This is a genomic window from Anaerostipes sp. CAG:276 (assembly GCF_000432215.1).
Lineage (GTDB): Bacteria > Bacillota > Clostridia > Lachnospirales > Lachnospiraceae > Anaerostipes > Anaerostipes caccae.
The window spans coordinates 98,186-109,767 of the sequence record NZ_FR889190.1 but is presented as its reverse complement, the minus strand read 5'-3'; the positions used below and the strand labels follow the sequence as shown (position 1 = coordinate 109,767).

At 40.4% G+C, this 11,582-nt stretch carries 9 protein-coding genes, 1 tRNA gene, 1 pseudogene and 1 other annotated feature; of the genes and pseudogenes, 6 read left to right on the top strand and 5 right to left on the bottom strand.

Annotation, left to right across the window (positions count from 1 at the left end; all coding sequences use genetic code 11):
• Nucleotides 1-153 precede the first annotated feature (153 nt).
• Nucleotides 154-882: a hypothetical protein gene (locus tag QVP35_RS08845; protein ID WP_009289592.1), complete on the bottom strand. Its 729-nt coding sequence runs from the start codon at nt 880-882 to the stop codon at nt 154-156.
• A 186-nt stretch (nt 883-1,068) separates the two neighbouring features.
• Here QVP35_RS08845 and QVP35_RS08840 point away from each other — a divergent pair, with 186 nt between their 5' ends.
• From QVP35_RS08840 to QVP35_RS08825, 4 genes are all read left to right on the top strand, one after another.
• On the top strand, nt 1,069-1,926 hold the full coding sequence (locus tag QVP35_RS08840; protein WP_009289593.1) for a MerR family transcriptional regulator: 858 nt from the start codon (nt 1,069-1,071) through the stop codon (nt 1,924-1,926).
• A gap of 201 nt (nt 1,927-2,127) precedes the next feature.
• Nucleotides 2,128-3,018: a Fic family protein gene (locus QVP35_RS08835; protein WP_022261050.1), complete on the top strand. Its 891-nt coding sequence runs from the start codon at nt 2,128-2,130 to the stop codon at nt 3,016-3,018.
• A gap of 31 nt (nt 3,019-3,049) precedes the next feature.
• Entirely contained in the window at nt 3,050-3,919 is an 870-nt protein-coding gene (locus tag QVP35_RS08830; protein WP_009289596.1) for a toll/interleukin-1 receptor domain-containing protein, read from the top strand.
• Between the two features lie 413 nt (nt 3,920-4,332).
• Entirely contained in the window at nt 4,333-5,067 is a 735-nt protein-coding gene (locus QVP35_RS08825; RefSeq protein WP_009289597.1) for a tRNA 2-thiocytidine(32) synthetase TtcA, read from the top strand.
• 211 nt (nt 5,068-5,278) lie between these two features.
• Here QVP35_RS08825 and QVP35_RS08820 read toward each other — a convergent pair whose 3' ends face one another.
• Nucleotides 5,279-5,719: a GNAT family N-acetyltransferase gene (locus QVP35_RS08820; RefSeq protein WP_009289598.1), complete on the bottom strand. Its 441-nt coding sequence runs from the start codon at nt 5,717-5,719 to the stop codon at nt 5,279-5,281.
• A 113-nt stretch (nt 5,720-5,832) separates the two neighbouring features.
• Here QVP35_RS08820 and QVP35_RS08815 point away from each other — a divergent pair.
• Together QVP35_RS08815 and QVP35_RS08810 are read left to right on the top strand one after the other, a co-directional pair.
• Nucleotides 5,833-5,907 (top strand) — tRNA-Pro (locus tag QVP35_RS08815).
• Between the two features lie 125 nt (nt 5,908-6,032).
• Nucleotides 6,033-6,608: pseudogene (locus QVP35_RS08810) on the top strand (DUF1989 domain-containing protein).
• Between the two features lie 76 nt (nt 6,609-6,684).
• On the opposite strand, the gene thrS reads toward QVP35_RS08810, so the two are convergent.
• The 3 genes from thrS to QVP35_RS08795 form a co-directional block, all read right to left on the bottom strand.
• Complete coding sequence (gene thrS / locus QVP35_RS08805) at nt 6,685-8,616, bottom strand: threonine--tRNA ligase (RefSeq protein WP_022261047.1); 1,932 nt, start codon at nt 8,614-8,616, stop codon at nt 6,685-6,687.
• Nucleotides 8,617-8,662: 46 nt separating this feature from the next.
• Nucleotides 8,663-8,867, bottom strand: a binding site (T-box leader).
• A gap of 45 nt (nt 8,868-8,912) precedes the next feature.
• On the bottom strand, nt 8,913-10,724 hold the full coding sequence (locus QVP35_RS08800; protein ID WP_022261046.1) for a DUF975 family protein: 1,812 nt from the start codon (nt 10,722-10,724) through the stop codon (nt 8,913-8,915).
• Nucleotides 10,725-10,741: 17 nt separating this feature from the next.
• A partial coding sequence (locus QVP35_RS08795) for a DUF4080 domain-containing protein (protein ID WP_288187836.1) occupies nt 10,742-11,582 on the bottom strand: 841 nt, incomplete at its 5' end.

Genomic DNA, 11,582 nt, shown 5'->3' with positions numbered 1-11,582 from the left:
AATATGATTCACCAAAAAAGACACCTTGTGGTCACTGGATGAGTATTTCGACCTAAAGAGAGTAAAGATTATTCCTTGAACAAAAGAAGCTGTTCAAAGGTAACACCTGTCTCACCAGTTTATGCAAGTGTGTAACTGGTGAGACAGGTGTTTTTAATGATTCATTTCTTCCAGCATAATAGACTGGTGCAGATAACCCAGATTTTCTTTTAGGAACTTTACAAAGCTGTATCCTCCGGCCTGATATACATTGTGAAACTGTGCCCATACGAAAAGCAGTGTGGTTTCCATCGTGATGATTCTAATGAATTTATGAAAAGGATGTTTTTTGAACCGGCTTAACGTATGAGACTGAAACATAATATGCGGCAGTTCATCACGGAGCATCTGGGTGCAGATACTTTTTAACGCAGGGGAGTCTGTGCTCTTTGACAGGGCGTCATAATAGGTCAGGGCGATCATTTCAGCTGTTACAAGTATGGTGATCTCACATCTCAGTCCCCCTGCCTGCCTTAATTTCCGGAAGACTTTATCGGGAAAAGATGACTTGGCAGGTTTAATGTGGTGATGATCCATGAATTTTCTTAAATATGCGGAGTGCCAGTTTTCTTCTTTGATGAACCATAGCATAGCTTCCCGGTATTCAGGAGCACCATGTTGATGTATGTATGCTTCCACTGTGTTCATGAGATGTCTGCCGTCGGAGCCCTCGCCTTTTTGGAAAGCCCAGACGGAGGGAGTGATGAGCCTTCGTTCTGAATCTGTCAGAGGCAATTCTTTTGAAAAATCGATGTGGAGTCTTTGCTGGTCATTGGATTTAAAGTAGGAAATCCAGTCTTTATAGTTGTATTTATTCATTTTTGATTTTAATAGATTGATCATGTTGGGCTCCCTTTCATATGTTATATTTTGGATGTTAATTGTATTTTACCATATACAGCAGCAGTGTGAAAATCGATGTCTGGATACAAATATGATATACTCAAAGAAAAGTTTGAAATTATCTATTGACCCTCACGGGGCGTCATAGATTAAGTTGGATATATCAGGAACGGGAGGGCAACAGCTATGAGGACAGTAAAGGAAATATCAGAAGTAACAGGTATCAGCGTGCGCACGCTTCACTACTATGATGAGATCGGGCTATTAAAGCCGACGAGCAAGAGTGATGCGGGATACCGGCTTTATGACGATAAAGCGTTGGAAACTTTACAGCAAATCCTGTTTTTCCGTGAGTTTGATATTCCACTGAAGGAAATCAAAGCTGTTATAAAAAATCCGGCTCTTGAGAAAAATCAAATTTTGCAGGTACAGAGGAGAATGCTGGTTTCTAAGAAAGAACGAATGGAGCGCCTGATTGCCAGTATTGATGATATTTTGAAAGGAGATAATAAAATGGATTTTGCAGTTTTCAGTAAACCGGAAATAGAAGAAATGTTTGAAGCCATGCTGGATCATATGCCGGATGAAATGCGTCAAATGGCCATTAAAGAATTTGGCGGTGTAGAAGAGTGGAGGAAACATTACATTGAAGTATTGTCCTCAGAAAAAATGCAGAAGAGCTATGCAAAAGTAGTGGAGTGGTATGGCGGTAAAGATGAATACTTGTCTGTTGTGAAGAACCCTGTCAGCAAAGAAATTGCAGAAAGTTTTAATAAAAGAATAGAAGTGATATTGCAGAAGCTGATTGCTAAACGTGGTTGTCCTCTGGATTCCTTTGAGGTAAGAGAAATTGTCGGTGAGTACGGATTTGTAGTGAAACAGCTTAGTCAGATGAAGGAAGAGAGGGAGGGTATGCTTGCCACCGCACGCTTCTATCGGAATGAACCTTCAAAGTCTAAATTGGATGAAACGTATGGAGAGGGGGCGGCAGAATTTTTTGCTGAGGCGATTGAGGCTTTTTATGGAAGAAGTGATGAGCACTAAATTATTGATTGTTATATAGATAAAATAAGAACTGGATCTCACTATTAAGAAGTGGAATCTGGTTTTTATTTTTTGTAGTATTTTCGGAAACGGCAAAAATATTATAAATAATGATCAAGAAATAGATTTATTGCCGATAATGTGATATAATATTTATTAAATTAGTATTATTTTATTATACAAATTAACGGAGGAAATCAGATGCAATATCTTTCAGTGGCAGAGACAGCGGAAAAATGGAATATATCGGAGCGCAGCGTAAGAAATTACTGTGCCCAAGGCCGTGTGCATGGAGCATTTCTTACCGGAAAGACTTGGAGTATTCCAGAAAATGCAGAAAAGCCAGAACGTATTAATAAGAAAAAAGAAAAGCCGATAACACTATTAGATATTTTGCAGAGTGAGAAGAAAAATAAGTATTCCGGCGGTATTTATCATAAAACACAGATTGACTTGACATATAACTCAAACCATATCGAAGGCAGCCGCCTGACTCACGATCAGACAAGATATATTTTTGACACCAATACCATTGGTGTAGAAAATGAAGTCCTTAACGTGGATGATGTGATTGAAACGGCAAATCATTTCCGATGCATCGACATGATCATCGACAATGCGAAAGCGACACTGACTGAGAAATTTATCAAAGATCTTCACTTGATTCTAAAAAACGGAACGAGTGATTCCAGAAAAGATTGGTTTTCCGTTGGAGAATATAAAAAGATGCCAAACGAAGTCGGCGGCATGGTTACTGCACTTCCTGAAGAAGTTGCCGATAGAATGAAAGCGCTGCTTACAGAATACAACAACAAGGAAGAAAAGACTTTGGAGGATATTCTAGATTTTTATGTTAAATTTGAAAGAATTCATCCGTTTCAAGATGGCAACGGACGTGTCGGCAGATTGATTATGTTTAAGGAATGCCTGAAATATAATATCGTTCCATTTATCATCGAAGACCAATTGAAGATGTTTTATTATCGTGGACTGAAGGAATGGAAAAATGAAAAAGGGTATTTGAAAGATACATGTCTGACAGCACAGGATAGATATAAATCTTATTTGGATTATTTTTGGATTGGATATTAAATGTTACTTGCGGAGAAGCGGAGGGAAATAAATGAGTGTTGAACAAGCGCAGAGAGTTGTAAATCAATTTAATAAAGAAATTGCTGATTTAGAAAAAAAGATGGCTGATTTAGTAAAAAAAGAAGCTGATAAGACAAAAAGAATTGGAGATATACAACGAAGTATCACAAAGAATACATCAGCCACTTCTCTAAGGTCAAAAGATAGGCAAATCGAGAGATATCAAAAGGATTTATCTAGAGTTCTCTCTGATAAAGCTGATATTAACAAAAAAATAGCTGATAAAAGAATGCGTTTGGCTGACGCAACAGTAAAATTGCAAAAAGAAGAAACTACGCATGCTAAGTCTTTAGCTAAACAGCAAGAAAAGGGATACATCACTTATCAAAAGCAAATTTCAGATTTAACTAAGCAGATAAAAGCACAGGAAAACCTTGTTTCATCAAAAGAGAACCTTTTTGATTCGAGTGGTGCTGAGGAATACGATGTTTTTGTTTCTCATGCAACAGAAGATAAAAGCAGTTTTTGTGATGAATTTGTACAAGTTCTTAAAGATAAATACGAATTAAACGTTTGGTATGATAGTGTTTCTTTACAATGGGGAGACAGCATTAGAACAGAGATTGACAAAGGTCTTAAAAAATCTAAATTCGGCGTTGTTATTTTGTCAAGAAGTTATATAAAAAAATATTGGACAAACTATGAACTTGAAGGTCTTTTCCAAAGAGAGTCAAATGGTGGAAAACTAATCCTTCCAATATGGCATGATATTACTAAGAAAGAGGTTCAAGACTTCAGCCCGTCACTAGCTGGAAAAATGGCTATGAATACCGCTATAATGACAGCGGATGAAATTGCCGAAAAATTAAATCAACTCTTTGAGGCTTCTCAAAGAGAATAAGGATGACTTTTTGAAGGTTCAGATTACTGTTGAATTTTAGGCAATTTACAATTTCTGGACTTTTAAGACGAATGTTGATGCCAGTGATCATAGAAAAGAAAGAATATCTCTTTTTACCATGGATTTTCATATCATGCAGATGATAGGGTCCTGTAATGCCTGTGCACGGAGGAAGCTTTGTCTAATTGGCTGAGAAATTTTTACGCATGAGTGCCTCATTTCTACAATGGATAGGAGCTACTAAAAATGATACGCTATATGGAAAGGAAGTGTAAGGCTAAAATCAGCATAGAGGTGGAAGTTACTTTTTCATTCAAGGGTACTATTTATCTGCTCTGGAAACAGTAGCACTTCGAGATTCTATATGTTATACTAAACATCGAAAATTTGTTAAGAAACTGAGGAAAATAATTATGAAGTTACAACAAGTACTAAGCTATGTCCGCCGGGCCGTGGACGACTATCAGATGATACAGGAAGGGGACAAGATCGCAGTCGGCATTTCTGGCGGCAAGGACAGTCTGACCATGCTCTATGCCCTTGCACAGTTACGCATTTTTTACCCGAACAAATTTGAAATCCATGGAATTACCGTAGATCTTGGATTCGGAAACTTTGACATATCTCAAGTAGAAAAACTATGTGAAGAATTAAAAGTACCATATACTATTGTAAAAACAGAAATCGCAGATGTGGTTTTTGAGCGCAGGAAGGAAACAAACCCGTGTTCTCTTTGTGCTAAGATGAGAAAGGGTGCATTGAATGAAAAGATAAAAGAGCTGGGATGCAATAAAGTTGCCTATGCCCACCACAAAGATGATCTGGTGGAGACATTTTTGATGTCCATGCTGTTTGAAGGGAGGCTTCATTGTTTTTCACCGGTGACATACCTGGACCGGATGGATCTTAAAGTCATTCGGCCTTTGATGTACATGGATGAAGCAGATGTGATTGGATTTAAGAATAAGATGAACCTTCCGGTGGAAAAGAGTCCTTGTCCGATGGACGGCTATACAAAGAGACAGTATGCAAAAGAGACCTTAAAAAAATTGGATGAAGACCATCCGGGATCGAAAGATCATATGTTTCGGGCTATGATCCATGGAAATCTTGAAGGATGGCCTGAAAGACAGGAACGAAAAAGATAACATACAAAAGCAACCAATGAAAAAACAAGATGCCTATCAAAATTATTTTTTGACAGAGATCTTGTTTTTTTGATTTTAACAATAATTTGAGTTTGTACCACAACAAGAATGAAGCAGCTGCAGTAAAAAATATATCAGGAGAGTAAAATGATGATCTCTATATCTATACGCAAAATACTAATTTAAATTATAGATATAGGGGAAAAGCTCTTTATTCTACTGTCAGGATCATTTTCTGGCATGGATAATCAAATACTGTGAGCAATTCATCATCTTTGAATCCGCAGGCATGATAACAATTTCGTGCCGCAATTCCTTTCTTATCTTCAGATGTAAATGTCACCACCTGAATTTGATCTCCAGGTTTAAAAGCCAGGATCATTTTTTTAATAAGTTTTTTTGCTGCACCTAGCTTTCTGTAGTCAGGATGTGTGGCCAGGAACTGTAATTCCTTTTCCGTCCTTGAAAATAATAATAAGCAGGTGATTTCTCCTTTATCATTCATTGCCGCAAGGGCTTCTTTGTTTTCGATGCAGTATTTTAGAGCTTTCCTGAATTCTTCCTCCTTGTAGCCAGCAAAATCTGTTTTGACAATTTCGACAAATTTCATACAAGACTCTATATCATTTTTTTTGACCAAATTTATTTCCATATTTCTACTCGCCCTTTCGCTTTCACCATACTTTTATTCCATCATACAAAAAAATCTGAGTAAATTCAATTAATACTTGCACTCTTCGATAGAATCCGATAAAATACTTCTAGCGGGGTATGGCTCAGTTTGGTTAGAGCGCACGGCTGGGGGCCGTGAGGTCGCAGGTTCGAATCCTGTTACCCCGACTTTTTAATATTTTTTAACGAGAGCCGGCAGGCTTTGGCCAAGGGATTATCTGACGGATATAAAATCACTGATTGTGATTTCCGTTGGATATTTTTTCTTTTGATGAAGAGAGGGGAAATTAGAAATGGAGTATATAATAGATGCCTGCAGCGGAAAAAGTATGAATGTATCGGCAGGACAAAAAGTAACGATTATTGATCTTGAAGGCGGACAAGTCGTTGATTTTTTTGCAGAACATAAAGAAAATTCAGAGGAATTTCTATCCACCGGAGTCACAATAGATTGTAATGAATCTTTACGTCTATCGGTCGGAAATCATATTTATTCAAATCTTTATCACCCGATGTTTGAAGTGCTTTATGATGAGGTTGGCGAGCATGATCTGCTTCACCCATGCTGCCGCCCCGAGATGTACGATTTCTTTTATCATAATGGAGAATGACATTCAAATTGTTTAGATCATATTAATCACAGTCTGGATGAGAAAAGACCAATCATTCATCCGGTAAATATTTTTATGTATACGAAAATTAGTGCGGGTGGTTCTATTTCGGTCAGAAAGCCCCTGTCAAAGGCGGGGAACAAGATAATTCTAAGAGCTGAAATGGATATGCGTCTGGGCATTGCCGCCTGTAGTGTATCTGAGAGTGAGTGCAATAACGGAAAATGTACTCCAGTTAAAATTCTTATTGAAGACTGATGAATCAAATTTGATAATACGGATAAAGAAAGAACCGGGAATAAGTGACTCCCGGTTCTTTCTTTATAAATCATCTTTACTTCTCTTCTTCTTTTTCCACCTGGCGGATTTCTTTTGTCTCTATTTCTTTCCGTATCGCACAAATAAAGTCGTCTAAGGACATCTGTCCTTCGTCTCCCTTGAATCTGCTTCTCACGGAAACTGCCTGGTTCTCTTCTTCTTTTCCGCCCACAACCAGCATATATGGAATCTTATGAAGCTGTGCCTCACGGATCTTGTAGCCCATTTTTTCGGCTCTTGTATCAATCTCTGCTCGGATGCCGGCAGCTTTTAACGCATCGAGTACTTTTGTTCCGTACTCTAAATGCTTATCAGAAATCGGAATGACTTTTACCTGCACCGGTGCCAGCCAGGTTGGAAAAGCCCCGGCGAAATGTTCGATCAGGATTCCGATAAACCGCTCGATAGAACCAAATGCTACCCGATGGATCATGATCGGACGGTGCTTCTCTCCGTCTGCTCCTGTGTAATGAAGGTCAAATCTCAGCGGAAGCTGGAAGTCTAACTGAATGGTTCCGCACTGCCATGTCCTTCCGATGGAATCCTCCAGATGGAAGTCGATTTTCGGCCCGTAGAATGCTCCGTCGCCTTCGTTGACAACATAGTCAAGGCCAAGGTCATCCAGTGCACTTCTCAAAGAATCTGTTGCCATCTCCCAGTCTTCATCACTTCCCATGCTGTCTTCCGGACGGGTTGACAGTTCTACGTGATATTTAAATCCAAACAGGCTGTAAACCTGATCGATCAGTGCTGCAACACCTTTGATCTCGTCTTTGATCTGCTCCGGCATCATAAAGATATGGGCATCATCCTGTGTAAAGCAGCGGACACGCATCAGTCCGTGGAGCTGTCCGGATTTTTCATGACGGTGGACTAAACCGAGTTCACCCATACGAAGGGGCAGGTCACGGTAAGAGCGCGGCTCTGACTGGTATACTAAAACGCCGCCCGGACAGTTCATCGGTTTGATCGCAAAATCTTCTTCGTCGATCACAGTAGTATACATATTTTCCTGATAGTGATCCCAGTGGCCGGATGTCTCCCACAGATGCCTGCTCAGCATGATCGGGCTTGAAATTTCAACATAGCCGGCTTTGTTATGGATCTCTCTCCAGTAATCCAGTAAAGTATTTTTAAGAACCATCCCATTCGGCAGGAAGAACGGGAACCCTGGTCCTTCATCTCTCATCATAAAGAGTCCCAGTTCTTTTCCAAGCTTTCTGTGGTCACGTTTTTTGGCCTCTTCCATCATGGTCAGGTAATCTTTCAGCTCTGCTTTCTTTGCAAAAGCAGTTCCATAGATCCTGGTGAGCATCTGGTTCTTTTCGTTACCGCGCCAGTAAGCACCGGCAAGGCTTGTCAGTTTAAACGCTTTTACCGGTTTTGTTGTCATAAGATGAGGTCCGGCACACAGGTCAATGAACTCTCCCTGCTGATAAAAACTGATCACTGAATCCTCCGGGAGGTCTTCAATCAGTTCTACCTTATATGGTTCATTTTGCTCTTTCATAAAAGCAATGGCTTCTTCTCTCGGTTTTGTAAAGCAGGTGATTTGAAGTCCTTCTTTCACGATCTTCTTCATCTCTGCTTCAATTTTTTCCAGGTCATCCTGTGTAAAAGGAGTATCCTTTTCCATATCATAATAAAATCCGTTGTCAATGGAAGGGCCGATGGCAAGCTTCGTCTCCGGATACAGGCGTTTGACTGCTTGAGCTAAAATATGGGATGCCGTATGACGGAAAGCATGTCTTCCGCCCTCTGAATCGAAGGTGAGAATGTTCAGTTCACAGTCATCTTCGAGGATTGTCCTTAAATCTACCACTTCTCCGTTCACTTCGCCTGCACATGCTGCTCTTGCAAGTCCTTCGCTGATGTCTTTGGCAATGTCAATGACAGACATACTCTGGCTGTATTCTTTCACAGAACCATCTTTTAAAGTAATTTTCATCTTTTTTTCCTTTCTTACTAAAATAAAAAAGTCCCATGGAAAATTTCCATGGGACGAGTTATCGCGGTTCCACCCTGGTTGCCTTTCTGTGAATGATACAGAAGGCCGCTTATATGGCGGTAACGGTGCCGACCGGGCTGGTTTGCAGCCGCTCAGAGGTGGTCTTCATCTGCTTTGGCTTAGAACACTCACACCATATGTGTCCCTCTCTGAAAGTTTTCACAGACTACTCTTCTCTTCAGCGCTTTTTCTTATTTCTAAAATATTATAACACCGATGAATTTTGAAATCAATCCTCAATTTGCCTGGATATGATCTTCTGTGTGGGAATAATCGGTAATTCCTTTTCCTGCGTTTGGATGCTTTGAGGAATAAATCTGATCTGTCAAAAAAGTCCCCAGCAGCAGTATACAAAGGATGACCAGCAGTTTAGGCTTCAGCTTTTGGATCTGATTATCAATGATTGGGGCAAGGAAATAGACGATTGCTATGCCTCCAAGTCCAAAAACAAGCAGTCCTTCCGCACAGACTCTTCCCTGGATATTCAGAAAATATCCGCTGTAGTCCCACCATTTTTGTCCATGATGTACGGTTTCGAGAAAAACAGAAGTAAAATATTCCACACATCCGCACAGCACAACTGCAGAAAAGAATTCAGCAACAGGCCGGCTTCGCATTTTATGTAAGAGCGTAAGGATCAGAATACTGCCGACACCATAGATTGGAAGCCAGGGACCGTGAAGTACGCCCCGGTTTACAAAGGTACCATCAGAGATTAAATGCAGGCTTACCTCCCATACCCATCCGATAAATGACAGGATAAAATAAATCATGATCAGAGACCAGATGGTATAATTGCGCATATAATGCAGCGTCTGAATCTTTCTGCGCTTTGTATGTTCAGGGAAATTGCTTAGTCTTCCGGGATATGAAATTTTTTGAACAGCGCCGGCAAGATCCTGGAGCCTGATCTGCTCTGACTGATATTGTTCATATTGTTGATACGCATTGGAATTGACCAGAATTACGCCGAAATAGTCAGATAAAAATCTGCCGATTCCTGTGCGGCTGTCTTTGAAGTTCCTGGTTTGTTTCAAAACAGGGATCACGTCTCCATATGCCTGCTCGATTTCTCTTTCTCCTGCAGTTTCAAAGAGATAACGGTCATTTAATAAGTCTGCATGTTTTATCTGCCGGTCTTTGGCTTCTTTTCTGAGCTGTGTGTAATACTCGCAGAATACTGCAGTTTTATATGGGCTGGAGTATAAGACTGCACTGATGCCAAGGGTCATAAGTTCGAGGATGTTCCATCCGAAAAAAGACAGTTCAAATACAAAACACTGCCATTTGTGTCCTCTCATCATATTTCTTGAAAGGGAAATAGCCTCCCTGGAACCGATGCCCGGGTTTTCCGCAACAATATAAGGTACCAGATAATAAGAATATTTCTTGATCGGACCGCCGATGACCGTTAATCCCCATAAAATCTGATAGACAGCCATGAGAAGCATCGTTTTTGCGGCCTGTGCCCACTTCCTGACCCTTAGCAGATAAAGAAAACGATGGGCTGGAATCTGACTGTAAATGCGCCCCTCCAGAAAGATTCTTCTGGATATGACGGAATATGTATTTACGATAAATACCCAGAAGAAACACACGATGAGGATACTGAGGATCAAAAGGACTGCCAGTGCAGCGTCTGTAGAGCCAAGGAAGGAATTTAACCCGGAAACTAAGGTTACAACAATGGATCCGGAAGTTACAGCGTTAAATGCCTCGGCAAAAACACCCCGGCTCCGGCCAAATGCCGGATTTCCGTGTTTGGCAGCCTTTACTTCTTCTTTTTTTATTTTTTCTGATTTCTTTCTTGCCTTTTTTGTACCGCCTGTAAACAAGTCTTCTGTAACATCGATGATCCCTTTTTGCACTGTTACGGTACCGGATGGGGAAACTTGTTCTGAAGTGGGAGAATAGGTTTTGACAAACTTAAGAGAGCCGGTGAACTCGGTGCCCAAAAATGCGGCAATCAGGCAGACGGCAAGAAACATGATATAATGCTTTTTTAATGACTGTCTGCCCAGCTGCTTCATTTCTTTTCTTGAAAGCATGGTTTTCTCCTTTGTATTCAAAGCTGTATTACACAGGCCTGTTGATTGAGAGGATTTCTTTTTTGATAATCAAAGAGAAGGAGTGTGTCTTTCCTGCATCCGCTGCCATAAACATCATACCGGAATTTCTCAATGTGGGCCATCTTGCGCATATTCTTTTTCGCATACGCGGATAAAGATGGATTTTTGGACAGTACTTCATCATAGAGATCATACAGCTCCTCTTTCCCCACAGAATAATCCCCGGCAAATCCGGGCCGGTTTTTCACATTTTCCCGCAAGTACAGATCAAAGGTTAAGTATTCCTCATAAAAAGATTTTTTTTCTTTGATGCCGGGCAGTCCTGAAATAAATTCATCCAAAATTTCATATCTGGAAATACGGGAATGCTTTCTCTTGTGATAGCCGTTTTGTAAATAGAATTCCCCGAGACTTTGGTACATATCAAAAGGTGTGGAAAATTCGTGTTCCAGCTGTCTCATCGTATAAGTGAACTGACCGCTGTTATAGTAAGTTTCCACCATACTCTCAACAGACTTCAGCGTAAGAACGTCTTCGTAAGAGAGCCATTTTGTATAGAGAACCTCATAGGGAGGAGTGCTCTTATATACAAGTCCATAGGAATCCTTCTGCTGCTCCATAAAAGATCCTTTCAGCACTTTTAAAAATCCAAGCTGCAGCTGTTCCGGCCTTACTCTGTATACGTCGTTAAAAGAATCCCTGAAACTTTTGAGATCTTCAAACGGAAGACCCGCGATCAGGTCCAGGTGCTGATGGATATTTTGTCCATGGTTGATCCTCTCTGCAATGGCGGATACTTTGGCAAAATCCATTTTCCTGCAGATCTCGGATATCGTT

Bases quoted from the DNA above. Each gene is read 5' to 3' on its own strand.
- QVP35_RS08845 (WP_009289592.1), bottom strand. From the start codon at position 882: ATGATCAATCTATTAAAATCAAAAATGAATAAATACAACTATAAAGAC.
- QVP35_RS08840 (WP_009289593.1), top strand. From the start codon at position 1,069: ATGAGGACAGTAAAGGAAATATCAGAAGTAACAGGTATCAGCGTGCGC.
- QVP35_RS08835 (WP_022261050.1), top strand. From the start codon at position 2,128: ATGCAATATCTTTCAGTGGCAGAGACAGCGGAAAAATGGAATATATCG.
- QVP35_RS08830 (WP_009289596.1), top strand. From the start codon at position 3,050: ATGAGTGTTGAACAAGCGCAGAGAGTTGTAAATCAATTTAATAAAGAA.
- QVP35_RS08825 (WP_009289597.1), top strand. From the start codon at position 4,333: ATGAAGTTACAACAAGTACTAAGCTATGTCCGCCGGGCCGTGGACGAC.
- QVP35_RS08820 (WP_009289598.1), bottom strand. From the start codon at position 5,719: ATGGAAATAAATTTGGTCAAAAAAAATGATATAGAGTCTTGTATGAAA.
- thrS (WP_022261047.1), bottom strand. From the start codon at position 8,616: ATGAAAATTACTTTAAAAGATGGTTCTGTGAAAGAATACAGCCAGAGT.
- QVP35_RS08800 (WP_022261046.1), bottom strand. From the start codon at position 10,724: ATGCTTTCAAGAAAAGAAATGAAGCAGCTGGGCAGACAGTCATTAAAA.